Source organism: Brevundimonas pondensis, assembly GCF_017487345.1.
Taxonomy (GTDB): domain Bacteria; phylum Pseudomonadota; class Alphaproteobacteria; order Caulobacterales; family Caulobacteraceae; genus Brevundimonas; species Brevundimonas pondensis.
Window position 1 is genome coordinate 968,747 of sequence record NZ_CP062006.1, and the last position, 23,818, is coordinate 992,564.

Sequence of the window (23,818 nt, forward strand, 5' to 3'; positions counted from 1 at the left end):
ACAGGTCTCATCTGGAGCTGCCATGTCCGACCCACTCCGCGACCTGATTGAGCGAGAGCGTGAACTCAGCCGGCTCATGAATCCGCTAACTGAAGTGGGCGCCAACCTGGGCGCCTATGAACGTTCAATCGTTCGGGCCGCCGCCGAACTGGACGTGATGAGCCTGATGAGGGATCGGGCGGATATTGAGGCGCGCGCGGCGGGCTTCCTGTCTCCCGACCAGCACCGCAACCTCGCTCTCGACCTTTTCCAGCGGATGCCGACAGGCTCTGAGCTCTTGATGCAGGAGATGCAGCGAGCCGATGCTCTCGCCCGGGAAGCCGCGGGCCTCCACGGCAGGAGCATCAGTGAGCTCGCCGTGGAAGCTGCGAGCCTCCATCAGCGCTGGGAAGAAGCTTTCCGGCTACCATCGGCAATGGAGACCGCGCGGCTCTATCAGGAACAGGTCGACGCCCTGCAGGGCCAATCGATGTTGTTCCATGACAAGCCGGGGCAAATCATGGCGGCCATGACGTCCATGACCAGGCCCTGGCTCAACGACGCCATGCTCGATCACTCCGTGCTCGGCATGATGGAGATGCAGACCATCGGCGCAGTGCTGCGTCACTCGGATCCGTTCGGTGCGGATATAGGCGACCTGCTCAGGCCGGCTTTAGGCGACTGGCGTGAGGTGGTCATGCCTACGGTGGATGTCCTGATGGATCCCGTGGCGCGTACTGCTCTCTACTATGACAAAGGCTACAGTCCTGACCTGACCGCTTTTCCACGCGGCGCCTTCGTCGAGGGCATGCATCATGCGGGTCTGGACCTGGACTCGTCCGAAGATCTTGATGACGACGAGGCCGATGCGGACGAAACGTTGGAAGCTTCGTTTGCAAGAAATCGATCGGCGTTTGACCAGCTGCAACGCTTTGAGGTGGCGTTGCGCCGTTTCATCGACGAGCGGATGACCGAGGCCTTCGGTCCCGACTGGTGCATCACCCAGGCGCCGGAAGGCACAAGCGACAATTGGCGTCAGAAGCAGGCGACGGACGCCAAGGCGACCGGAGCGATCAAGCCTCTGATCGAGTTCGCGGACTTCACGGATTACCGAGCGATCATTGAGAAGAAGCAGAACTGGAAAACCGTCTTCGCTCCGGTCTTCAACAGGTCCACAGATATTCAGGAATCCTTTCAGCGGCTTTATCCGGTGAGAATCGCCACCATGCATGCGCGAATGATTACCCAGGACGACGAGATGTTGCTCACCGTAGAAACGCGTCGGATTCTACGAGCCATCCGTAAGGCGTGACAGGCCGGTTCAGTCCGAACGGCGGAACTCGTTGCGACGAAGCAATGTTCGAAGCGGGCTGCCGGTCATGCGGCTCAGCTTGATGTGCGGTGGCGGTTTGTTGATCCTGATCGAGCGTCGTTTCCGAAGTTGCTGGGAATGGTGTTCTTGAAATGTTCCCGTTTCGGTTCTAGGTTGATCAGAGCCGTAGCGGTCCTGCAGCTTGGCTGGACAATGGAGGGCGGTTGATCGATTGAAGGAGCATGCCTGGAAACGTTCCTCAGCCGACGCCGATCATTCACATGACCCACATCGGCAACCTTGACGAGATTCTCGCAAAGGGCGCCTTGAGTTCTACCGCACGCCTGCAGGCTGCTGACGCGCGGTATAACAATATCGCCTACAGCTCGATCCAGGCGCAGCGTGCAGCGCGGCAGGTCCCGTGCGGTCCTGGCGGCTGTCTGCACGATTACGTGCCCTTCTATTTCACGACGCGCAGCCCGATGCTCTACACCATCCATCGTGGCAACGTGCCGTGCGAGGGAGGGCAGGGCGCGCTGGTGCACCTGGTGTCGACCGCCCAGAAGGTCGTGGAAGCCGGCCTGGGCTTCGCGTTTACCGACGGTCACGGAATCATGACCTACTCCAGCTTCTTTGACGATCTGGGGCGGCTGGGGGAGGTCGACTGGGATGTGGTCGGCAGTCGACAATGGGCTGATACGCTGGAGGACGGCGACCGCAAACGCCGCAAGCAGGCCGAGTTTCTCGTGCGGGACGCATTCCCGGTTACGCTTCTCAGCGGCTTGGCGGTGCAGTCCGCGGCTCGCAAAGCCGAAGTCGAGGCTCTTCTGGAGCGCCGAGGCGTTAGAATGAAAGTGGTGGAAAAATCCGCCTGGTACTACTAGGGAGCCGACGATGATCACCTTCTCGAAAGGCGACCTGCTCCAGTCCGGCGCCGAGGCCGTCATTAATACGGTCAACTGCGTCGGGGTGATGGGCAAGGGTATCGCCCTGCAGTTCAAGCAGGCCTTCCCCCGCAACTATGATGCGTACCGGCGCGCCTGCGACGCGGGCGAAGTACGTCTGGGCGAGATGTTCGTCTTCGATACCGGAAGCATGATCAATCCGCGCTGGATCATCAACTTTCCGACCAAGGGTCACTGGAAGGCGAAATCCCGCCTGTCCGACATCGAGACCGGCCTTGAGGATCTGAAGCGAGTGATCCTCGAGAATGGAATTCGCTCGATCGCCGTGCCGCCGCTCGGATGCGGCAATGGCGGTCTGGACTGGGCTGAGGTTGAGCCTGTGATCCGCCGCGCCCTGGGCGACCTCAATGAAGTGGATGTTCGGCTCTTCGCTCCTGGAGCAGCGCCGAAAGTCGATGAGATGAGAGTGGGTACGACCCGCCCCAACATGAGCCGTGGACGAGCGCTCGTGCTGACGCTTCTGGGTCTCTATGGGGCAGCGGGTTACCGCCATAGCCTCCTTGAGGTGCAGAAGCTGACCTACTTCCTGCAAGCGGCGGGCGAGGATCTCAAGCTGGGCTTCCAGAAGTACCAGTACGGCCCCTACGCCGAGAATCTCAATCACGTGCTTCAGCGGATCGAGGGGCACTTCATTCGAGGGTACGGCGATCGCAGCCAAGCGGCGGAGATCGCTGTACTGGAAGGCGGCCGTAGGGAAGCCGAGGCCTACCTCGCCGGCGATGAAGCCGCCCGGGATCGTCTCGACCGCGTGGCCGAGCTCATCGCGGGTTTCGAGACCCCCTACGGTCTCGAACTCCTGTCTACCGTCCACTGGGTCCTGGTTCATGACGCCGAAGCGTCCGGCGACCCGGATCGCGTGGTTCAGGCTGTGCACGCCTGGAATTCTCGGAAGGCCGCTGTGATGCGAGAGCCTCACATCCGCACGGCGCTCGATCATCTCCAGCGGAATGGTTGGGCGAACCGGGCGCACGCCGCCTGAGCCAGGACGGGACTCCGATCCGTGGCAGCGGATCGGAGTCGGTTCGTCAAATAGCGGGCGCAACGGGTCGTCTGCTTTAGCTCGAACCTAGTTCTTCGATGACGGCGCCGGATTTTGTCTTCGTCGCCACAGTTGGCGACGGTCTGCCGACGTGGCGAAGCCTCGGCCTCGGGGGCGCGTATGCTGGCGCTAAGCGGTCCTGATGGCGATCGCGGACAGGTCGTTGGCCGCATCGATTGGCACGCCCGAAGCCTTCCGCTCAGAGTAGCGGTCGACCAACTGACCGGCGTGGACGCGGGTCAGGACGGTGAAGCGCACCAGCTCCTCCATCACGTCGACGATGCGGTCGTAGTAGCTGGAGGGCTTCATGCGGCCGTTGTCGTCGAACTCCATGAAGGCCTTGGCGACGCTGGACTGGTTGGGGATGGTGATCATCCTCATCCACCGGCCCAGCAGGCGCAGGGTGTTGACCGCGTTGAAACTCTGAGAGCCGCCGGAGACCTGCATGACGGCCAGGGTGCGGCCCTGGGTCGGGCGCATGCCGCCCATGTTGAGCGGCAGGTGGTCGATCTGGAGCTTCATGATCCCCGAAATCTGGCCGTGGCGCTCCGGGCTGCTCCAGACCATGCCTTCCGACCACAGGGCGTGTTCGCGCAGTTCATGGACGGCGGGGTGGTCGTCGTGGTCGACCTGGTCGGTCAGCGGCAGGTCGGACGGATCGAAGATGCGTGTCTCGCAGCCCATGAAGCGCAGCAGGCGCGCGGCCTCCTCAACGCACAGTCGGGAAAAGGACCGATCCCGCAGTGAGCCGTAGAGCAGCAGGATGCGGGGCGGATGGTCGTTCGGGCCGAGGCCGAGCGCCGGCTGGCTGGACAGGTAGGCCGGGTCGAGCGCGGGCATGTGGTCGGGATCGGGCAGGACGCGAAGGCGGGTCATTGGGGGCGCAACTCCTTGAACATGAAAGTCGCCGAGGCCGGGCACAGGGTGCTGAACTGCCGGGAGGCGGCTATGGCGGGCGGCGCCGCCGAACGGGGAAGGGCGGTGTAGCCGTGCCGCTGGAAGAAGGCGGTCGCCGAGGTCGTGAGCAGGTAGAGGGCGAACGCATTCTGCTCGGCCCCCATAGTTTCCAGCCAGGACAGGATTGCTGAGCCGTGGCCTTCGCCGCGACGGTCGTCGATGACAACGATGGAGCGGATCAGGGCGTCGGAGCCGACCTGCTCAAGCCCGCCGTAGCCGATCAGTCCGGCATCGTCCTCGAAGCGGTAGAAGCTGCGGCCGGGTTCGCGGAGATCATCTGTCGGCAGTCCCGCGGTCTCCAGCGCTGCGGTCAGGTCGGGAGTGGGGGCGGACAAAGCCACGCCGTTGAAGGCCATCAGCAGGCGTCCTTCTTCGGGGCGGTGTCGGGGAAGTAGCGGCGGCCCAGCCACAGGGCGACCGACACCAGCAGGATCAACACCGGCACCTCGACCAGCGGACCGATGACGGCGGCGAAAGCCACTGGCGAGGCCAGGCCGAAGGCGGCGATGGCGACGGCGATCGCCAGTTCGAAATTATTGGAGGCGGCGGTGAAGGCCAGGGCCGTGGTGCGCGGATAGTCCGCCTCGATCAGCCGCCCCATCAGGAAGCTGACCACGAACATGACGAAGAAGTAGATCGTCAGCGGGACGGCGATGCGTAGGGCGTCCAGCGGCAGGGCGACCACGTCGCCGCCCTTCAGGCTGAACATGGCGACGATGGTGAAGAGCAGGGCGATCAGGGTGATCGGGGCGATGCGCGGCAGGAAGCGCGTCTCGTACCAATCGCTCCCCTTCCTCGCGACCAGGGTGCGCCGGGTCAGGAAGCCGCCGAGGAAGGGCAGACCCAGATAGACCAGGACGGCGCCGGCGATGGTCCAGACGCTGACGTCGACCACGCTGCTCTCCAGCCCGAACAGGGGGGGCAGCACGGTCAGGAACAGCCAGGCGTAGAGGCTGAAGAAGGCGATCTGGAAGATCGAGTTGAAGGCGACCAGGCCCGCCACATACTGGTTGTCGCCGCGCGCTAACTGGTTCCAGACCAGCACCATGGCGATGCAGCGGGCCAGGCCGATCAGGATGACGCCGGTCATGTATTCCGGTTGATCGCGCAGGAAGATCACCGCCAGGGCGAACATCAGCACCGGCCCCAGCACCCAGTTCTGGAACAGGGACAGGGCAAGCACGCGCTTGTCGGCGAAGACGCGCGGCAGTTCCTCGTACTTTACCCGCGCCAGCGGCGGATACATCATCAGGATCAGGCCGACGGCGATCGGGATATTGGTCGTCCCGACCGACAGGCCGTCGATCCAGCCGGGCAGCGCCGGCACGACCGTACCCAGCAGCACACCCAGCGCCATGGCGACGAAAATCCACAGCGTTAGCCAGCGGTCGAGGAAGGCCAGGCGGCGCTTCGGTTGATCAGTGATGACGGCCTCGACCATCAGCGGACCCTCCGGCCCTCGGCGTCGATGACGACTTCGCCGTCCTCCTTGGTGAAGGGCTTGAGCCCTTCCGGCGGCAGAAGGTCGAGAACCGCCTCGGACGGCCGGCACAGCTTCACGCCCAGTGGGGACACGACGATGGGACGGTTCAGCAGAACCGGATGGGCTTCGATGGCGTCCAGCAGTTGATCGTCCGTCAAGGCGGGATCACCCAACCCAAGTTCAGCGAAGGGCGTACCCTTCTCGCGCAGCAGGCTGCGCAGCGGGACGCCCATGCGCTCGACCAGCCCCAGGATCATGGCGCGGCTGGGCGGCGTCTTCAGATACTCGACGACGTGCGGTTCGATCCCGGCGTGGCGGATGAGGGCCAGGGTGTTGCGCGACGTCCCGCAGGCGGGATTGTGATAGATGACGACGTCCATGATGACCTCAGGCGCGGCAGGGTGAGAGTTCGGCCAGCAGCGGCTCGCACAATTCGGCGCGGCCCTGGCAGCAATCCTTCAGCAGAAACAGGACCAGCGCCTGAAGGCGATCGAGGTCGGCCCGGTAGATGATCGAGCGGCTGCGGCGCTCCGAACTGATCAGTCCGGCGCGGGACAGAACCCCGAGGTGCGCTGACATGGTGTTGGCCGGCACCGCGAGGGCGTCCGCGATCTCGCCGGCGGGCAGGCCTTCGGGTTCGTGCCGGACCAGCAGGCGGAAGGTCTCAAGGCGCGTCGGCTGCGCCAGGGCGGCCAGAGCGAGGATGGCGGGTTCTGATTCCATAATTCCAAGATAATAGAATTAATGAGGCGTGCAAGTCCCGCGTCAGCGTACTGCGGCCACGACATTGGCGGGAAGGCTGCATGGCGCCGGAACCTGAGGCAGGTCTGGTCGGTTTCAATGTGGTCCTCAGGCCTTCCGAGGACTGTGGTTCCGACCATCAGATTTGACGCCCTCCCGGGCGTGGGTGGGTCGAGACTGCGCCAAGGGAAAAAGCACTGATCGTCCCTTGCGCTCGGGGGCTGTTCCCGAAGCGAGGCAAGGCGATCGACAAGGAGCCGGGTGATGAAAGTCAACGAATGCATGAGCACGGACGTGCAGGTCTGCGCGCCAGGCGACACCATGGCCGACGCCGCGCGGATGATGAAGAAGATTGACGCCGGCTTCCTGCCGGTCGGTGAGAATGATCGCCTGGTAGGGATGATCACGGATCGGGATCTGGCGGTTCGCGGGGTTGCGGAAGATCGGGGTCCGAACACGCCTGTACGGGATATCATGAGCGCCGAGGTCCTCTATTGTTTTGACGACGAGAGCCTCGACGACGTCGCCTCCCAGATGGGCGCCCAGCAAGTCCGCCGGCTCCCTGTCCTTAGTCGAAGCAAACGCCTTGTGGGGGTCATATCCCTGGGCGACATCAGCCAGGCCGGGGGAAACCGCTCTCAGGCCGCCGCAGCGCTGGCGGGGGTGACCGAACCGAGTGCGCGTCACAGTCAACATTGAACGCTCCGGTCCCGTTGCTTCTCGGACGCACCGCCCTTCCCCCTTGCTCAGGCGCCCGGCAGGCGTTGGGAGGGAGGAGGTTTTGATCGCCTCGCTCGCATATGAAGCGACGCCAGGCCGATCATGGCGACAAGACTGAAGACGGCGCCGGACAGGAAGGCCGCCTGCGGCCCTGCCAGGGACCAAAGGCCGCCTGCCAGGCTGCTCGCCGCCAGCAAGGCGACGCCGGTCGCGAGATTGAAAACGCCGAAGGCGGTTCCCCGCAGTCGAGCGGGGGCCGTGTCGGCGATCAAGGCGGCCAGCAGCCCCTGGGTCATGCCCATGTGGAGCCCCCAGAGCAGCACCCCGATCAGGACGACTCCAATTGAGGTAGCGAACGCCAGGGCCAGGTCGGCCAGCACCAGAACGCCCAGGCCCAGGACCAGCAGCATTCTCCGATCCAGATGGTCGGACAAGGCCCCGACGGGCGCGGCCACGGCGGCATAGACCACATTCATGACGATCATCACGGCGGGAACCAGGGCCATGGTGAGGCCGACGTCCTGAGCCCTCAGAACCAGGAAGGCTTCACTGAACCGAGCCATGGTGAACACGACGCCGACGGCCACGACCGACCAGAAGGGTCGCCCCATGGCCCTGACCTCGCTCCATCGGATGGGCGAGCGAGCAGCCCTGGCCTCGCCATGCTTCTTCGGCTCCTCGACGCCGAACACGAGCAGAAGCACGGCGATGACGCCCGGGACGACGGCCCAGGCGAACACGGCGCGAATGTTTCCGGCCAGGGCCAGCATGAGCAGAATGGCGATCACAGGACCCATGAAGGCGCCGATCGTGTCCAGCGACTGACGAAGCCCGAACGCGGCCCCTCGGGTCCCGGGCTCCGTAATGTCAGCCACGAGCGCATCGCGTGGGGCCCCTCTCACGCCCTTGCCGATCCGATCGGCGAAACGGGCGCCCAGCACCTCGAACGGCGTGACCGCCAGGGGGAAGAAGGGCTTGGACACGGCGCCGAGGCCATAGCCGAGAACCGCCAGCAGTTTGCGGTTGCCCAACCGGTCGCTGAGCCAGCCGGAGAAGACCTTGGTGATGGATGCGCTGGCTTCGGACACGCCTTCGATCACGCCGACCAGGGCAACGCTGGCGCCCAGGGTGGTGACGAGGAAGACGGGCAGCAGGCTGTGAATCATCTCCGAGGAGATGTCCATGAACAGGGATACGAACCCCAAAGCCCAGACGCCGCGAGGGACCGCTCGCAAACCTCGACCGATCATCAACATCCTTCCCGCGCTGAAGGGCCTCTCGAGCCCGACCAACGTCGCCTATTCGGCGGCTACGGTATTTATGTGCGGCAATGCGCGCCCTCTGGGTATGATGTGAATCCTGAGTCTGTCCTGGACGATCGACGGATTTAGTGTGGTCGCCGCCCTTGAGGCGGGGGTCCGCGAGAGGCGGCCAGCGGAACGATGGCCTCGTAGACGGGTTCCCTTGAAACCAAACCTTGATGATCAGGTATTGCTGATCATTGAGCAGGTCCGAGCAGAAAGGTGCGCCTGATGCCTGACCGTACCTATTGGGGAGTAGCGGCGATATCGATCGCCGTCGTCTCCTGGCTTCTTTACCACTACCTCGCGCCCCGCACGTGGAGAGAATGGACGCGCGCTGGTGTCCTCCAGGCCTTTCTCATCGCCTTCTACGCCGAGATGTATGGGTTTCCGCTCACCCTGTACGTGATCACCCGTGTCTTCGGTCTCGAGGCGGGAGGTGGGCTTTGGCGCGGAAATCTTTGGGTTTACCTGACCGGCGTTCCCGAGATCATGTACGTGTCGATGATCGTGGGATACGGCGTTGCGGCCCTTGGGATCATGCTGATCATTGTCGCCTGGCGGCAACTGCACGCGGGGGTCAGGGAGGGTCGGCTCGTTACGCAGGGCGCATACGCCTATATGCGGCACCCCCAATACTCCGGACTGTTCATTGCGATCCTGGGCGAGGGGGTGATCCACTGGCCCACCGTCTTCTCCCTTGCGGCCTTTCCGGTGATTGTCATCGCCTACGCATGGCTCGCCAGGAGCGAGGAGCGCCAACTGCTCAGCCAGTACGGCGATGACTACAGGCGATATTGCAGCCAGACGCCGATGTTCATTCCGAGGGTCGCCGCATGGCGCTCGTTGATTCGATGGATCGCTTCACCCGGGCCGGGAGGAAAGGCCACCTAGGAGCCAGTCATGGATCAGAACTTCGTTATAACCATCATAGCCTTGATGCTGTTCATCTGCTGCGTGGCGCCCATGATCGTGAGGAGCCTTCGCCGAGGGAAGACGGACGCTCCGAAGCGTAAGATCGACCCCGACCCGAAACGCAAAGAATAGGCCCTCACTGAACGGCTGCTTCTCAACCCGATTCCGACCAGGGCGATGGGCGCCCTGAATGGGATCAGACGCTTAGATTTAAACGGCCGGTTGGACTGGTCCCCGCCGACAGAATGTCAGGACGCGAGCAATGATGAACTGCATGAACATGATGAGCGGCATGGGCGGCATGATGATGCTGGCGATGGGCGTCCAATGGCTCCTCGCCGTCGTGCTGGCTGTGCTGGGGATCGCGGCGCTGGTGAAGTACCTGCGGACGCCATCGAGATAGGTTCGGCTGCGGCCGAGCCCCGCATGGCCTGACGCGAATGTGTTCCGATCAGACGCCTTCGGCCGGAAAATAGTCTCGGGCCTCGACAGGGGTGGCGAGTTCCAATCGTTCCGTCAGTTCTTCCATCTCCCGTCCAAGGAGGTCGTTGAAGGATTTCAGTCCCGCCGATTTCAGCCGGGGCGAGGCCTTCTCGAGAGCCACGATCATGGGGGTGATCTCGCCCTCGAGCAGCAGGTCGAAATCGGCTTCTTCGACGCCCATTTCTACGAAGAAGGCGTTCAGGTCCTCGCCCGTCATCTCGTCGAAATGCTTCGCCGCGCCAATCTGGAAAGCCAGCTCATGGGTGAAGTGCCGGCTTAGCCGAATGGGCAGAAGGTCATAGAGGGGGGCGAAGCGAGGGGCGCCAGGCGCATCGTAAAGGATGGCGTGGTTCTTGGCGTGATTGTCCGTATTGCCGATGCAGAGATTGAAGATGGTGGTTCTGAGGAAGGCGAGGCGGCTGGCGGCGGGGTCGCGCGTCTGGTCCAGGACCGAGATGGCGGCGCTGACGTCGAACCAGCGGCCGGGTTGACCCCGTCTCTGGTACTTGAGCTCTGAAGGCAGGCCTAGCGCCTGGGCGAAATCCTCCTGATGGATTCGGGTGACGACCCCGTCGGCGACGTGGCGGTCGAACCTCTCGATCAGCAAGGCGTCGACATCGCCGATCCGGATCGCGGTAGGCACGGAGACATCCAGGCCAGCGGCCGAGGCCAGAATGGCGGCGGCCTCTTCATAACGTGCGTCCCGCGCGTCGCGGCGCGCCGGCACCTTCAGGATATGGGTCGTGGGCACGCGCGACCCGTATCTGGGCAGGGCGAAGGCGCCATTGGGCAGGAGGGTGACGGCGACCTTGCTTTGCACGCCGGCGACCGGAGACGGGTCTGTGACCTCCGTTGGAAGCCGCCGCTCGTCGCGTAGCGATTTGACGATCTTCAGCAGGGAGCTGTCGTCGAGGGGTTCATAGTCCTCGGCGAGGACGCCGGGACTCTTGATCGGCGGCATATCCAGCGGGAGGCAGGAGACGCTGCCGGCGCAATCCACGCCCAGATGCTTCAGGAGGCCTACTACATCGTCGCGGGCCAGCGCTTCGCGCTCCATGATCCGCTGCAGCTGCGTATTTTCCGGCAGCAGGTTGGCGAAAAAGGCGCGTGTCTCCACGTCGCCGAATGCTTCGTCCTCGACCGGCAGGGAGAGAGACAGGGGGGCGCCGCCGGCGGCGACATAGTCGGCGTCATAGAGGAAGGCCGTGTCGCCATGTGCGGTTCTTGCGAGCCGCCCCGCCGGGGTGGGAAAGCCGTCCATCCAGACGGCGAGGACGTCTTCAGCCATGAGAGTCCTGCGCTGTCAGCGTGAGGCCGAGCGCCTGACAGGCGGCCAGCGCCTTGCCGAGTTCGATCGTGGGCTTTCCGGCTTCCAGTTCGCTGACGAACCGGCGACCGACGCCAGCGTGTTCAGCCAACTGCTGCTGGGTGAGCTTGAGCGCCAGGCGCTTTGTGCGAACGAGGTTCCCGAGGGCGGCGCCGTCAAGCAGCGGTATGGGTTCGATCCGGGGCGGCAGCGGCCGGGCGGCGCCGCCCGCGGGTGGGCTTTCCAGTCCGGACGACTTCAGGGCGCTCAGGATCAGCGCAACGGCGCCGGCTGATGGCTTTGACCTTTCCGAAGGGGAGGGCTTTTCCACGCGAGAAACGCCTGGCTTGAGCATTTGCCCCGCCCGAGCTTTGAAGGTGATCCTCATCTCGCGGGCGCCGGTGTCGTCCAGCAGGGCTCTGAGCGCGTTCGACTGGGTGGGGTATCGAACAAGGCGCGAGGTCTTGCCTAATTTTCCGGGGCTGGACAGGCCGCCCACTCGCGAGCGCGCCTCCGTTGAGGCGGCGGCGAGGCCGACGGGGAGCTGGGGCGGTCTGGTCTTGCTCATGGTCAAATTCCCGTACGGGAACACATATAGAGCGTGGGGCGTCGGAATGCAAAGGCATGATCCCGATCGGGATCACATCTTGCTCCTGAGTGTGACGCGAAGCTGATGGGAGTGTTTTGCTTGCCTAGGGACGCCGTTCCGGTGACAGTAGCCTGTCCGCTCGGATGGCCGTCGCTATGTCCAGGCGAAAGCTAAAGGCGTCGGCGCGCGAGCTCTCGTGTTCTTAACAGCCCGGCGGACACCCTCCCTCATTGTGGCGCTTGGCGTGGCGGCGAGGTAGGCTTTTGCAGAAGTGATTTGAGGCGCGGATGCGAACGAACCTGGCAGGCATGATCGATCCGACGACGCTCCGATCGCAGGACGGGCAGTTCCATGCGGGCTGATCTCGACCATCTGCCGGCCAAACAGCAGCGCGAGCTGGAGCGCGTTCGTACGACCCTGCTGACCGAGTTCGACGCCGCAATAAAGAGCGGGGGCGGGGGCACCCAGTCTTGGCGGCGCGACGGCCGGGTGCTGAAGATCATCCTGTTTGGCTCCTACGCCCGCACCGACTGGGTCGACGAACCCGACAACGGCTACCTGTCCGACTTCGATCTGCTGGTGATCGTCAGCCACGAAAAGCTGACCGACATCGCCGACTATTGGTACGTCGCCGAGGACAAGATCCTGCGCGACCCCGCCGTGGGGCGGACGGTCAACATCATCGTCCACACCATGGCCGAGGTGAACCAGGCCCTGACCCGGGGCGAGTATTTCTGGACCGACATCCTGCGCGACGGCGTGGTGCTGTATGAGTTGCCGGGACATCCATTCGCTCAGCCGAAGCCGATGACGGCCATGGAAGCATGCGACGCCGCCCAGCGGCATTTCGCAAAGTGGATTGGGAGCGTCGACAGGTCCCTGGAGACCGCCAAGGGGCAACTGGCGAATGAATCCGATCTCGGGTGGAGAAGGGATGCTGCATTTTCACTCCATCAGGCGGTTGAACGTGCCTACGTCTGCTTCCTGCTGGTTCACACCTTCTACTTTCCGCGCTCCCACAACATCAAGTTCCTCCGGTCGTTGGCTGAGGACACCGACAAGCGACTGACCGGCGCTTGGCCGAGGGAGGAGCGTGCCGACAGACGGCGCTTTGAGCTTCTGAAGCGCGCCTATGTCGAAGCGCGCTATTCCGACGAGTACGACGTCAATGCTGAGGACTTGGCGCTCCAGTTCGAATCCGTGGTCCGGCTCCGAAACCTGGTCGCCGCAGCCAGCAATGAGCGGATCGCGGAGCTCGCGCGGGACGCGGAGGCCGGGGCCTGACCTCATCTCCATGGCGCGAGCGGGCGACGGTGACCTTCTCCGCCTGTCCGGGCGCTCAGTTCTGGATACGCCGGTGACCGACCCCATTGCGAACCTTGGCCGCTGAGGCGCAGGGTCGCCTCATGTTGTATTTCGTCCTCAAAGCCACGATCTCGGGCCTTCTGATCGCCGCTGTCTCGACGCTGGCCAAGCGCTATCCCGGGTTCGGCGCCCTGGTGGCCTCCCTGCCGCTTGTTTCAGTTCTAGGCATGATCTGGCTATGGCGGGACAGACCGGACGCCGGGAACATGGCGGCTCACGCCGAAGCGACCTTCTGGTATGTCCTGCCGTCGCTGCCGATGTTCCTTCTGATCCCGGCCCTCCTGCGGCAGGGAGTGTCATTCTGGATCGCGTTGGCGGCTGGATGCGCCCTGACCATCGTTCTCTACGTGGTGATGACCTTGGTCGCGTCGCGCTTCGGGCTTCAGTTGTAGGGCGAAAGGCAGGGGCGGATTCGAGGTCGGCTCGGTCGGGAGCAGGCCCGTCCTCAGGATCCTAGTGTCTGTCGTGCAGGCAGTTGCCATGGTCGCCGAGGGCCTCGATGACCCGGCATTTTGAAGATGTATCCTGGACGCATTGCGTCATGCGGGCGACCTCGGCTCTCAAGGCGGTGAGGCGCGCGATCTTGTGGTCGATATCGGCGAGGTGGGACCGGGCGATGGTGTCAGCCGAGTGGCAGGGGCGGCTCGGATCACCGGCCAGCGCCAGAAGCTCGCGGATCGGTTCGATCTCGAAACCGAGTTCACGCGCGTGTCGAATGAACCGCAGACGACGCAGATCGCCGTCGTCATAGAGGCGCCGGTTGCCTTCCGTGCGGGGGGGCGAAGGCAGGAGCTGGATCTGTTCATAGTAGCGGATCGTCGGCGCCTTGATCCCGCATTCCTTCGACGCCTGGCCGATCGTCACGCCCTGGTTCATTTTACCGCTTGCTCCTCTAGTCGCTAGAGGAAGTAGCGTCGGCTGGAGTTTGAAACAAGGAGCACGCTCGTGGCGGCGGAAACCCTGGAAACCCGATATCGCGTGACCGGCATGGATTGCTCAAGCTGCGGCTCCAAGGTCGATACGGCGGTGCGCAAACTTCCGGGCGTCATCGATGTTGCGGTGGCGGTCTCCTCCGGCGTCCTGAAGATTCAGCGCGGCCCCGATTTCGCTGGGGACGATGCGATGCGACAGGTCCGCAATCTGGGTTACGGCGTCGAGACGCTCGCTCCGCCGACCTCGACGACGGGATCGGAGATCGTCTCTCCCGCCGACAACCCGCCTGCGGCGAAGGGGCCGTGGTGGTGGACCCGAAAGGCCAAGCTGACGGCGGCCTGCGGCGTCGCCCTGATCGCAGCCTATGTCTTGGGCTACCTGTTCCCCGCCGTCGAACGCGAGGCCTTTCTGGTCGCCCTGGCGGTCGGTCTTGTCCCGGTCGGCTGGCGTGCGATCACCGCCGCCCGGTTCGGGTCGCCGTTCTCGATCGAGATGCTGATGACGATCGCTGCGGTCGGGGCCGTGTTCATCGGGGCTCAGGAAGAGGCGGCGGTCGTCGTCCTTCTCTTCCTGGTCGGTGAAATGCTGGAGGGCGTCGCTGCAGGCCGTGCTCGCAAGAGCATCCAGGGGTTGACCGACCTGGTCCCCAAGACCGCCCTTGTCGAGGTCAATGGTCAGGTCAGCGAAGTTCCGGCTGAAGGCCTGGCGGTCGGCGTTGTCATCCTGGTGAGGCCCGGCGACCGCGTACCGGCGGATGGGGACATCGTTGAAGGCGAAGGCGAAATCGATGAAGCCCCGGTGACGGGGGAGAGCGTTCCCAAGCGGAAAATGGTCGGCGACCCTGTCTACGCCGGGACCATCAATGTAGGCGGCGTCCTGCGCGTCAGGGTCACCGCGGCCGCCGCCGACAACACCATTGCGCGGGTCGTGCGTCTGGTGGAGGAGGCGCAGGAATCCAAGTCGCCGACCGAGCGTTTCATCGACCGCTTCTCGAAGATCTATACGCCCCTGGTTCTCGTCGTCGGCGCCCTGGTCGCGACCGTGCCGCCGCTCGTGTTCGGGGCAGGGTGGGGCGAATGGATTTACAAGGGCCTGGCGATCCTGCTGATCGGCTGTCCCTGTTCCCTGGTGATCTCGACGCCGGCGGCCATCGCTGCAGGTTTGTCCGCCGGCGCACGGCGGGGGCTGCTGATGAAGGGCGGGGCCGTGCTCGAAACCCTCGGCAAGATCACCGCCGTCGCCTTCGACAAGACGGGAACGCTGACGTCCGGCAAGCCGCTGGTGACCGACATCGTGGCCGGCGCACGTCCGGAAGCCGAGATGCTCGCGCTGGCGGCGGCGCTGGAAACCGGATCGAGCCACCCCCTGGCCGTGGCCATACTCAATCGCGCCAAGGCCGAGGGCGTGTCCATCCTGCCCGCTTCGGCGGCCCGGGCGATCGCGGGGGAGGGCGTGGAAGGGACCGTGGGGGGCGAAGAGGTCTTCCTGGGCTCGCCTCAGGCCGCCGCGCGGCGGACTTTGCTCTCTGCGTCTCAGGATGAGGCGGTCGCGCGCTTCAATGCGCAGGGCAAGACCGTTTCGGTCGTCGTGATCGACGGCCGGGTCGTGGGCTTCCTGGCCATAAGGGACGAGGCGCGGTCCGACGCAGCGGCGGGCTTGGCTCGTCTGAAGGCCATGGGGGTTCGCTCTGTCATGCTGACGGGGGACAACCAGCGCACCGCCGAGGCGGTCGCCAGCGGCCTCGGCGTCGAAGCGCGCGCGGAACTGCTGCCGCAGGACAAGCAGAGGATCGTCAAGGAACTCCAGGCCCAAGGTCTTGTCGTCGCCAAGGTCGGCGACGGCATCAATGACGCGCCAGCACTCGCCGCCGCCGACATCGGCATCGCCATGGGCGGCGGCGCCGACGTGGCTCTTGAGACGGCTGACGCGGCGGTGCTGCACGGTCGGGTCCAGGACATTCCCGACATGATCGTCCTGTCGAACGGGGTGATGGGCAACATCCGTCAGAACATCACCATCTCCCTGGGCCTGAAGGCCGTCTTCCTGGTCACGACCTTGATCGGCGTCACCGGTCTGTGGCCGGCTATCCTCGCCGATACCGGGGCGACCGTGCTGGTGACCGCCAACGCCATGCGTTTGCTGCGATGGAAGCCGAGGTGACCCGCGACGTTTCACGTCCGTCGACGATCGGTCCTGAAACAAGGCTGGGCTTGCGGCGTTTGATGCCTCGTTCTCGTTTGCCGCTCGCCTGCGTTGTGCTAGGAAGTGATCATGTTTGAATGGTCGAACAGGACACTTCTGGCGGGGGCGCTTCTTGCGCTCATCATCGTCGTGTTCGGTTTCCTGCCGGCCGCGGAGGCGGCGACCTGCGCGCCGGAAGCCCAGGCTGATGCCGCGGCCTCATCCTTTTCGGCCTCGCCCGAGCAGAACCAGGAACAGGGCAAGGGCGGCGACCTAAAACACGGCGGCTGCGCCCATGGTCACTGTCACCACGGCTCAACCGGCATACAGCCTTTGTCGATCGCTGTTCCGGCCAAGCTGGACAAGACTGGCGGCCCCAAGGCGCCGAAGTGCGACCAGATGGCGTCCCGAACGCCGGCCGGCCCGGACCGCCCACCCAGAGTCTGACTCGAATGCCGCGCCTTCGTGCGCCCATCCGTCAGAAATCTGGGAAATGAACCATGTCTTCCTCACATCGTCGGTCGCCGCTCCTGGCGGCCGGCTGCGCCGTGGTCGCCGTAGCGACAGCGGCCGCTGCACCTGCCTGGGCTGATCCTGCGCCAAGCTATGAAACCCTGCTCGGACGCATCGGCCAGACGCCGGTCAACGTCGAGGCCGGCGCCTTGCTCGACGCCGCCGAGGCGCGCGTTCGTCAGGCGCGCGTGCGCCCCAATCCTCAACTCGGCCTGAGCGTCGACGGCGTCCTGGGGAGCGGTCCCTATGACGGCTACAGCAATGCCGAGACCAGCCTGGCTGTGACCCAGGACCTTGAACTCTGGGGGCGTCGCAGCGCCAGGGTGGAGGTCGCGCGCGGGGAAGCCGGCGCAGCCGCTCTTCGCCGCGATCTCGCCGGCGTAGACGCTGCGGGTCGGCTGGCGCTGGTTTACGCCGAGGCCGAGGCGGCTGATCGTCGATTTCAACTGGCCAAGGAGGCCTTGACCATCACCCTGGCCGACGCTCGCGCCGCCCTGTTGCTGGTGGAAGAGGGGCGAGAACCCCTGTTGCGCGGCATTCAGGCGGAAACCGAGGCGGCCTCGGCGCGTGCTTCGCAAGACGAGGCCGGCGCTGAACGCGAGGCCGCTTTCGCGCGGTTGACGGCGACGGCGATGTTGCCGACGGCCGTCACCTCCATCGACGCAGGCGTTCTGGATCGCACGCCATCGGCGTCGGAGCCCTCCGGATCGATTTCGCCCGTCGTGCGCGTGGCGGAAGCGGAGCGCGACACGGCCGAACGGCGTATCCGGGTGGAGCGGATCAATGCTCGTCCCAACGTCAGCGCTTCGGTCGGGGTGAGGCGCTACGAAGCCGAAGACGCCACCGCATTGACGTTCGGCGTCAGCATGCCCCTGCCGCTGTTCGATCGAAATCGGGGCAATATCCAGGCGGCCCAGGCTGAGTTCCGGGCGGCGGAAGCCCGTCTCGACGGCGCTCGCCTCGAAGAAGCCGCCGATCGAAGCGCGGCTCTGGCGCGCCTCAACGCCTCCGTCAGTCGCGTGGGAGCGACGGACGCCGGCGTGACCTCGGCCGAGGAGGCCTATCGCCTTTCTCGGCTGGGTTTCGAAGCCGGACGCATCTCCCAGCTTGAACTGCGCGCATCCCGCGCCGCCCTGATCTCCGCCCGCACCGCCGCCGTTGACGCCCGCCTCGCGCGCGTCCGTGCGGAAATCGACCTCGCGCGCCTGCAAGGCCGCATCCCGTTTGGAGCCGCCCTGTGAACACCCTGATCAAGACCAGAAAGACCTGGCTGATGGCCGGCGCCGCCGTTGCGGTCATCGTCATCGGCGGCGCGGCCTTCCTCATGACCCGCGACGGGCCTGCGCCCTCGCCGGCGGTTGAGGCGCCCGCAGAAGCCGGCCATGAAGGCGAAGCCGCGGGCGAAGCGGAGGAGGGCGTTATCAACCTGACCCCTGCGCAGATCGAAGCTTCAGGCATCACTGTTATGGCGGTCGGGCGCGGTGGAGGCGGGGAGACCCGCCTTGCCGGCCGTGTTGAACCCATGATCGATGCGCGCGCCGCCGTGGCCGCTTCAGTGGGCGGCCGGGTCGAGCGGGTTCTGGTGGCGCCGGGCCAGTCGGTACGCGCCGGCCAGGCCCTGGCGGTGCTGGTCAGCGGCGACGCCGCCACCTTCCGCGCCGACGCCGACGCCGCCGCTGCGGCGGCTGACGCGGCGCGGCGCGCCTATCAGAGGAACGACAGCCTGGCGTCCCAGGGCGTGGTGGCGCGCCAGGAGGTCGAAACCTCGCGCGCCCAATCGCTCAGCGCCGACGCCGCGGCCCGGGCCGCGCGCGCCCGCGCCTCTGCTGCAGGCGGGCCCAATGCCTCGGGGCGGATCAGCGTCTCCAGCCCGATCTCGGGCGTGGTGACTTCGGTTCTGGTCGGTCCGGGCGGGTTCGCGCCTCAGGGCGGCGTGGTCGCCGAGGTCACCAACCCGGCGCGTGTGGAACTGGTGTTCAATGCGCCGCCGGCCCTGGCCGCCCAGGTTCGGGCGGGATCGTCGTTGCGTGTTCAAGGTCCTGCCGGTGAATTCGATGCGATCGTCACGGGCGTAGCCGCGGGCGGCGCCGGCGAGAGCGGTGCGACGGTCATTCGCGCCCGGCCGGCCGGCGGAGCCTTGCCGCCGGCCGGTTCGCCGGTCAGCGGCGCCCTGGTGACGGGCGGCGAAGCCGACGGCGTGACCGTTCCTACCGAGGCCGTCCAGACGGTCGATGGCGGTACTGTCGTCTTCGTCCAGGTTGAAGGCGGCTTCCGCGCCGTTCCGGTCATGGTCGGCCGCCAGGCCGGCGGCCGGACGGAGATCGTGCGGGGCCTGACCGGCGCCGAACGCATCGCCGGGGCCAAGGCCTTCCTGCTCAAGGCGGAGCTCGCCAAGGGCGAAGCCGAGCACGGCCACTAGGAGCGACGGAATATGTTTAAAGCTCTTATCGAAGCGTCCGTCCGTTTTCGCTGGTTCGTCGTCCTGGCCGTGGCGCTCGTCGCCGCGCTTGGCCTGTTCGAACTGACCAAACTGCCGATCGACGCCGTTCCCGACATCACCAATCGACAGGTCCAGATCACGACCGTCGCCCCGGCGCTGGCGCCCGAGCAGATCGAACGCCAGGTCACCTATCCGCTTGAGACGGCCATGGCCGGCATTCCGGGACTGCAGAGCACCCGCTCCCTGTCCCGCAACGGCTTCAGCCAGATCACCGTCGTCTTCACCGACCAGACCGACATCTATTTCGCCCGCCAGCAGGTGGCCGAGCGGATGCGGCAGGCGTCGGAGAAGCTGCCCGAAGGCGTCGAGCCCAATCTGTCGGCCATCACGACCGGCCTGGGCGAGGTGCTGATGTGGACGGTCGACTATGTCCCCTTCAGCCCCAAGACCACGGTCGCCAACGGCAAGCCCGGCTGGCAGGCCGACGGATCCTATCTGACGCCGGAAGGCGAGCGGCTGACCACGCCGCAGCAGCGCGCCACCTATCTGCGCACGGTTCAGGACTGGATCATCGCCCCGCAGATGCGCACGGCGCCCGGCCTGGCCGGGGTCGACGTCAACGGCGGCTATGTAAAGGAATATGCCGTCCGGCCTGACGCCGCCGCCCTGACCCGCTACGGCCTGGGCATGAATGATCTGGTGCAGGCGCTGGACCGGGCCAACACCCAGGCGGGCGCCGGCTATGTCCAGCGGGCAGGCGAGGCCCTGGTGGTCCGCACCGACGCCCTGGCCACGACGGTCGAGGACCTGGCCCAGGCGCCGGTCGTCAATCGCGGCGGTCTGGTGGTTCGTGTCGCCGATGTGGCGACGGTCGAGATCGGCCAGGCGCCGCGCCTCGGCGGGGCCAGCCGCGACGGGCATGAGGCGGTGCTGGGCACCGCCCTGATGCTGGCCGGCGAGAACAGCCGAACCGTGGCTCAGGCCGCGGCCGAGCGGCTGGAACAGGTGGCGGCCACCTTGCCGCCCAGCGTGGTCGCCGCGCCGGTGCTGAACCGCAGCGATCTGGTCAACTCGACCATTTCGACCGTGGCGCGCAACCTGATCGAAGGCGCCCTGTTCGTCATCGTCGTCCTGTTCCTGCTGCTCGGAAACTTCCGGGCGGCGGCGATCACGGCCCTGATGATCCCGCTGTCTTTCCTGTTCGCCGTCATTGGCATGAACCGGTTCGGCATCAGCGGAAACCTGATGAGCCTGGGCGCGCTCGACTTCGGCCTGATGGTCGACGGCGGCGTGGTGGTGATCGAAAACACCCTGCTGATGCTGACCCAGCGGCGGGGCGAACTGGGGCGGATGCTGACCCGTCACGAACGTCTCGGCGTGGCCATGCAGGCGGCGCGCCAGATGGTCAAACCGGCCGCCTTCGGCCAGCTGATCATCCTCCTGGTCTTCACGCCGCTGCTGATGCTGGAAGGGGTGGAGGGCAAGACCTTCGTGCCCATGGGGGCGACGGTCATGCTGGCCCTGGTCGGCGCCTTCATCTTCTCCTTCACCTTCGTGCCGGCGATGACGGCTCTCCTGGTGAGGGATCCCAAGACCGTCCATCTGGGACCGGACGGCAAGGCCGAGGAGCATGAGACCCGCATCCTGCGATTTGCTCGTCGGTGGATCCAGCCGGCCATCGGCGCGGCCGTCGCTCGTCCCAAGGTGGTCCTGATCGCCGCCCTGGCGATGCTGGGCGTGGGGGCCGTCTCCTTCATGAGCCTGGGCCGGGAGTTCATCCCGACCCTGGACGAGGGCGATATCGCCATGCAGTCGCTGCGCGTGCCTTCCGCCTCTTTGGAGCAATCCCTGGCCATGCAGATGGCCCTTGAACGCGCCATCAAGGCTCAGCCCGAGGTGGAGACCATGTTCTCCAGGACGGGCACGGCCGAGGCCGCTGTCGACCCCATGCCCGCCAACATCTCGGACGCGGTCATCATCCTCAAGGATCGCAAGGACTGGCCGAATCCCAAGCTGTCGAAGGAAGACCTGATCGCCCGGATTGAAGATGTCGCCAGCCAGCAGATCGGCAACAGCTTCGAGTTCAGCCAGCCGATCGAACTACGCTTCAACGAACTGATCTCGGGCGTCCGCACCGACCTCGCGGTCATGGTCTATGGCGACGATTTCGACACCTTGCAGAAGACGGCTGATGCGGTGGCCGCCAAGCTGCGGGCCACGCCCGGCGCGGCCGACGTGCGGGTGGAGCAGGCGTCCGGCCTGCCGACCCTGACCATCAGCGTCGATCGGTTCGCGGCGGCCAACTACGGGCTGTCGGCGGCCGACGTCTCGGAGGCGGTCTCGGCCGCCGTCGGGGGCGCCGAGGCGGGTCGTATCTTCGAGGGCGACCGTCGCTTCGATGTCGTCGTGCGTCTGCCGGATGACGCGCGAAACGATCCGGCGACCCTCGCCGCCCTGCCCATCGTCTCGAGCACGGGGGTGATCGTGCCCCTGTCGTCGGTCGCGCGTATCGAGACGGCTGAAGGACCGAACCAGATCAGCCGTGAGAACGGCAGCCGACGCATGGTGGTCCAGGCCAATGTGCGCGGTCGCGATCTCGGCGGCTTCGTGACCGACGCCCAGGCGGCGGTGGCCGACATCGCCCTTCCGGTCGGCTATCGCCTCGACTGGGGTGGACAGTTCGAGAACCTGAAACGGGCCGAACAGCGCCTGGGTCTGGTGATCCCGATCGTCTTCATCCTGATCGGCGTCCTGCTGTTCATGGCGCTGGGATCGTTTGCGGAGGCCGGCCTGGTCTTTGCCTGCGTGCCTCTGGCCCTGGTCGGCGGGGCGCTGGCGCTGTTGCTCAGGGGGATGCCCTTCTCGGTGTCGGCGGCGGTTGGCTTCATCGCCGTGTCGGGCGTTGCGACCCTGAACGGACTGGTGCTGATGCAGGCGATCCGGGAGCGGCTGCAGGCCGGACTTGAGCCTGTCGCGGCCGCCATCGAAGGGGCGTCCAGTCGCCTGCGAGCGGTGCTGACCACGGCCCTGGTGGCCATCGTCGGCTTCATTCCCATGGCGCTGGCGCACGGGGCGGGGGCCGAGGTGCAGAAGCCGCTGGCCACTGTGGTCATCGGCGGTCTGCTGACGGCGACAGCCCTGACGCTGCTGGTTCTGCCGACTTTCGCCGCCAAGGCGGTCAAGCATCGGAAATCGGAGGGGATCGAGGATTGATTGCTCGCAATCAGGACGACCGTCAGCAGCGTCGTACGCTGCTGACGGTTCTTGGTCTCAACGCCGGCCTGTCGGCAGGGCTCGGAATCGGCGGCTGGGCCGCCGATTCCAGCGCTCTGTTGGCCAATGCCGTGGACAACGCCTCCGACGCCGCAGTCTATCTGATCAGCTTTCTGGCGATCGGCCGCGCGGAGTCATGGAAGAGGGGGGCGGCGGGCCTTTCCGGCGTCATGCTTCTCGTCTTCGCAGGCGGCGTTCTCATCGACGCCGGGCGTCGGTTCCTGACCGGAACCGAACCGATGGGTCCCATCATGATCGGTCTTGCGGTCGTGGCGGCGGTGGTCAACCTCATCTGTCTGCAGATGATCCGTCGCCAGGCCAGCGGCGACGTGAACATGAAGGCGGCCGAGACCTTCAGCTTCAATGATTTTGCCTCGAACGGGGGCATTCTCATCGCCGGCCTTCTGGTCATGTGGCTCGGACAGGCCTGGCCGGACCTGCTTGTCGGCGTCCTCGTCGCCGCCATCGCTGCGAAGGGCGGAATCGACATTCTGGGCGAAGCCGGCCGGTCCGGAACGAACGGGGAGCCGCGCGAATGACGCTGCCCAACCCGCCCTGCGGCTTATCGCTTCCCCCTGGATCGAACGGGCGACAGCGCCCGCTCCAGAAGAGGATTTTGGATCAATGATCGACATTCAATCCGTGCAGCGATGGCGGAAGCTCTTCATCGCCGCCTGTCTTCTCGCGCTCCTGGCGTGGACGACGCTCGTGACGGCCGTGCCGGCGCTTGAACACCCGGTCGAACACCTCGGCCTCGTCGCCATCATGGCCTGCATCATCGGCCGCAGCTGGTGCTCTCTCTACATCGGCGGGCGCAAGAAGCAGGAGATCGTCGCCGCCGGACCCTATTCAATCTGTCGAAATCCCCTCTATGTCTTCAGCTTCATCGGCGCATTCGGCGTAGGGGCCCTGTCCGGCAGCCTCAGCGTCGCCTTCGTGTTCACCCTCATCTGCTGGCTCGTGTTCCGGATCGTGGTCGCCCGCGAGGAAGGCTATCTGACCGAGGCCTTTGGCGCGCCCTATCAAGCCTATTGCGCGCGGACCCCCCGTTTTCTGCCCAACCCCGCGCTTTGGCGGGATGAGGCGGAGGTGCTCATCCGTCCGGCCTTTTTTGTTCGGACGGTGCGCGACGGGCTGGTCTTTCTTCTGGCGCTTCCGCTGTTTGAGGCGCTCGAACGCCTGCAGCATCTCGGCTGGTTCGACGCCATTCTGCAACTGCCGTGAGACCGGGGAGAAGCGAGGTGATCAAACGAAACCGGACGGACTTTCACGCAACGGCTTTCGCTAGGGCGAACTGCACGACGGGCAGGGCGAATGGCCATC

Annotated in this window: 24 protein-coding genes; 15 read left to right on the top strand and 9 right to left on the bottom strand. The window is 65.5% G+C overall.

The window, feature by feature from the left end:
* Window positions 1–22 precede the first annotated feature (22 nt).
* The 3 genes from IFE19_RS04880 (at window position 23) to darG (ending at window position 3,235) form a co-directional block, all read left to right on the top strand.
* Window positions 23–1,291 (top strand): Swt1 family HEPN domain-containing protein, encoded by a 1,269-nt coding sequence (locus IFE19_RS04880; protein ID WP_178826586.1) that lies wholly within the window; start codon window positions 23–25, stop codon window positions 1,289–1,291.
* A 281-nt stretch (window positions 1,292–1,572) separates the two neighbouring features.
* Window positions 1,573–2,175 carry a type II toxin-antitoxin system toxin DNA ADP-ribosyl transferase DarT gene (gene darT / locus IFE19_RS04885; protein ID WP_081461864.1) on the top strand — a complete coding sequence of 201 codons (603 nt, stop codon included), beginning with the start codon at window positions 1,573–1,575 and terminating at the stop codon, window positions 2,173–2,175.
* A 10-nt stretch (window positions 2,176–2,185) separates the two neighbouring features.
* Window positions 2,186–3,235 carry a type II toxin-antitoxin system antitoxin DNA ADP-ribosyl glycohydrolase DarG gene (gene darG, locus IFE19_RS04890; protein ID WP_003164995.1) on the top strand — a complete coding sequence of 350 codons (1,050 nt, stop codon included), beginning with the start codon at window positions 2,186–2,188 and terminating at the stop codon, window positions 3,233–3,235.
* Window positions 3,236–3,424: 189 nt separating this feature from the next.
* Here the strand turns inward: darG and arsH are convergent, their stop codons facing one another.
* From arsH to IFE19_RS04915, 5 genes are read right to left on the bottom strand one after another with little or no spacing between them, the layout of a single operon-like run.
* Window positions 3,425–4,171, bottom strand: a complete 747-nt coding sequence (gene arsH, locus IFE19_RS04895; RefSeq protein ID WP_040345443.1) for an arsenical resistance protein ArsH — start codon at window positions 4,169–4,171, stop codon at window positions 3,425–3,427.
* Entirely contained in the window at window positions 4,168–4,608 is a 441-nt protein-coding gene (gene arsN2 / locus IFE19_RS04900) for an arsenic resistance N-acetyltransferase ArsN2 (protein ID WP_178826584.1), read from the bottom strand. The genes arsH and arsN2 overlap by 4 nt, the downstream gene beginning before the upstream one ends.
* Window positions 4,608–5,693 (bottom strand): ACR3 family arsenite efflux transporter, encoded by a 1,086-nt coding sequence (arsB, locus tag IFE19_RS04905; protein WP_207826182.1) that lies wholly within the window; start codon window positions 5,691–5,693, stop codon window positions 4,608–4,610. Before arsB ends, arsN2 begins: the two co-directional genes overlap by 1 nt.
* Complete coding sequence (gene arsC, locus IFE19_RS04910; RefSeq protein ID WP_076222555.1) at window positions 5,693–6,115, bottom strand: arsenate reductase (glutaredoxin); 423 nt, start codon at window positions 6,113–6,115, stop codon at window positions 5,693–5,695. Before arsC ends, arsB begins: the two co-directional genes overlap by 1 nt.
* Window positions 6,116–6,122: 7 nt before the next feature.
* Complete coding sequence (locus IFE19_RS04915; protein WP_076222553.1) at window positions 6,123–6,458, bottom strand: ArsR/SmtB family transcription factor; 336 nt, start codon at window positions 6,456–6,458, stop codon at window positions 6,123–6,125.
* 282 nt (window positions 6,459–6,740) lie between these two features.
* Between IFE19_RS04915 and IFE19_RS04920 the strand changes: the two genes are divergently transcribed.
* Window positions 6,741–7,175 (top strand): CBS domain-containing protein, encoded by a 435-nt coding sequence (locus tag IFE19_RS04920; RefSeq protein WP_207826185.1) that lies wholly within the window; start codon window positions 6,741–6,743, stop codon window positions 7,173–7,175.
* Between the two features lie 47 nt (window positions 7,176–7,222).
* On the opposite strand, the gene IFE19_RS04925 is transcribed toward IFE19_RS04920, so the two are convergent.
* Window positions 7,223–8,380 carry an MFS transporter gene (locus tag IFE19_RS04925; protein ID WP_233126657.1) on the bottom strand — a complete coding sequence of 386 codons (1,158 nt, stop codon included), beginning with the start codon at window positions 8,378–8,380 and terminating at the stop codon, window positions 7,223–7,225.
* Between the two features lie 348 nt (window positions 8,381–8,728).
* Between IFE19_RS04925 and IFE19_RS04930 the strand changes: the two genes are divergently transcribed.
* Window positions 8,729–9,391 (top strand): methyltransferase family protein, encoded by a 663-nt coding sequence (locus IFE19_RS04930; RefSeq protein WP_076222548.1) that lies wholly within the window; start codon window positions 8,729–8,731, stop codon window positions 9,389–9,391.
* 283 nt (window positions 9,392–9,674) lie between these two features.
* Window positions 9,675–9,815: a hypothetical protein gene (locus tag IFE19_RS04935; protein WP_207826187.1), complete on the top strand. Its 141-nt coding sequence runs from the start codon at window positions 9,675–9,677 to the stop codon at window positions 9,813–9,815.
* A gap of 48 nt (window positions 9,816–9,863) precedes the next feature.
* Here IFE19_RS04935 and IFE19_RS04940 read toward each other — a convergent pair whose 3' ends face one another.
* The gene (locus IFE19_RS04940; protein WP_076222546.1) at window positions 9,864–11,183 is read right to left on the bottom strand and encodes a HipA domain-containing protein; all 1,320 of its coding nucleotides are present in this window, start codon (window positions 11,181–11,183) and stop codon (window positions 9,864–9,866) included.
* Window positions 11,176–11,769 (bottom strand): helix-turn-helix transcriptional regulator, encoded by a 594-nt coding sequence (locus IFE19_RS17550; protein ID WP_225910408.1) that lies wholly within the window; start codon window positions 11,767–11,769, stop codon window positions 11,176–11,178. The genes IFE19_RS04940 and IFE19_RS17550 overlap by 8 nt, the downstream gene beginning before the upstream one ends.
* 372 nt (window positions 11,770–12,141) lie before the next feature.
* On the opposite strand from IFE19_RS17550, the gene IFE19_RS04950 reads away from it, so the two are divergent.
* Both IFE19_RS04950 and IFE19_RS04955 read left to right on the top strand, forming a co-directional pair.
* Window positions 12,142–13,074: a HEPN domain-containing protein gene (locus tag IFE19_RS04950; protein ID WP_076222544.1), complete on the top strand. Its 933-nt coding sequence runs from the start codon at window positions 12,142–12,144 to the stop codon at window positions 13,072–13,074.
* 122 nt (window positions 13,075–13,196) lie between these two features.
* Window positions 13,197–13,547 carry a DUF3147 family protein gene (locus IFE19_RS04955; protein WP_076222542.1) on the top strand — a complete coding sequence of 117 codons (351 nt, stop codon included), beginning with the start codon at window positions 13,197–13,199 and terminating at the stop codon, window positions 13,545–13,547.
* 61 nt (window positions 13,548–13,608) lie between these two features.
* On the opposite strand, the gene IFE19_RS04960 is transcribed toward IFE19_RS04955, so the two are convergent.
* Window positions 13,609–14,031 carry a MerR family transcriptional regulator gene (locus tag IFE19_RS04960; RefSeq protein WP_178826578.1) on the bottom strand — a complete coding sequence of 141 codons (423 nt, stop codon included), beginning with the start codon at window positions 14,029–14,031 and terminating at the stop codon, window positions 13,609–13,611.
* A gap of 69 nt (window positions 14,032–14,100) precedes the next feature.
* Here IFE19_RS04960 and IFE19_RS04965 point away from each other — a divergent pair, with 69 nt between their 5' ends.
* From IFE19_RS04965 to IFE19_RS04995, 7 genes are all read left to right on the top strand, one after another.
* Window positions 14,101–16,248: a heavy metal translocating P-type ATPase gene (locus IFE19_RS04965; RefSeq protein ID WP_225910409.1), complete on the top strand. Its 2,148-nt coding sequence runs from the start codon at window positions 14,101–14,103 to the stop codon at window positions 16,246–16,248.
* Between the two features lie 111 nt (window positions 16,249–16,359).
* Window positions 16,360–16,716, top strand: a complete 357-nt coding sequence (locus tag IFE19_RS04970) for a hypothetical protein (protein ID WP_207826189.1) — start codon at window positions 16,360–16,362, stop codon at window positions 16,714–16,716.
* Between the two features lie 53 nt (window positions 16,717–16,769).
* Complete coding sequence (locus IFE19_RS04975; protein WP_178826574.1) at window positions 16,770–18,023, top strand: TolC family protein; 1,254 nt, start codon at window positions 16,770–16,772, stop codon at window positions 18,021–18,023.
* Window positions 18,020–19,201, top strand: coding sequence for an efflux RND transporter periplasmic adaptor subunit (locus IFE19_RS04980; protein WP_225910410.1), 1,182 nt, complete (start codon window positions 18,020–18,022; stop codon window positions 19,199–19,201). The genes IFE19_RS04975 and IFE19_RS04980 overlap by 4 nt, the downstream gene beginning before the upstream one ends.
* 12 nt (window positions 19,202–19,213) lie before the next feature.
* A complete protein-coding gene (locus tag IFE19_RS04985; protein ID WP_178826572.1) occupies window positions 19,214–22,435 on the top strand; it encodes an efflux RND transporter permease subunit in 3,222 nt (1,073 codons plus the stop codon).
* Window positions 22,432–23,034, top strand: a complete 603-nt coding sequence (locus tag IFE19_RS04990; protein WP_178826570.1) for a cation transporter — start codon at window positions 22,432–22,434, stop codon at window positions 23,032–23,034. Before IFE19_RS04985 ends, IFE19_RS04990 begins: the two co-directional genes overlap by 4 nt.
* Window positions 22,937–23,719, top strand: a complete 783-nt coding sequence (locus tag IFE19_RS04995) for a methyltransferase family protein (protein ID WP_225910411.1) — start codon at window positions 22,937–22,939, stop codon at window positions 23,717–23,719. Before IFE19_RS04990 ends, IFE19_RS04995 begins: the two co-directional genes overlap by 98 nt.
* Window positions 23,720–23,818 lie beyond the last annotated feature (99 nt).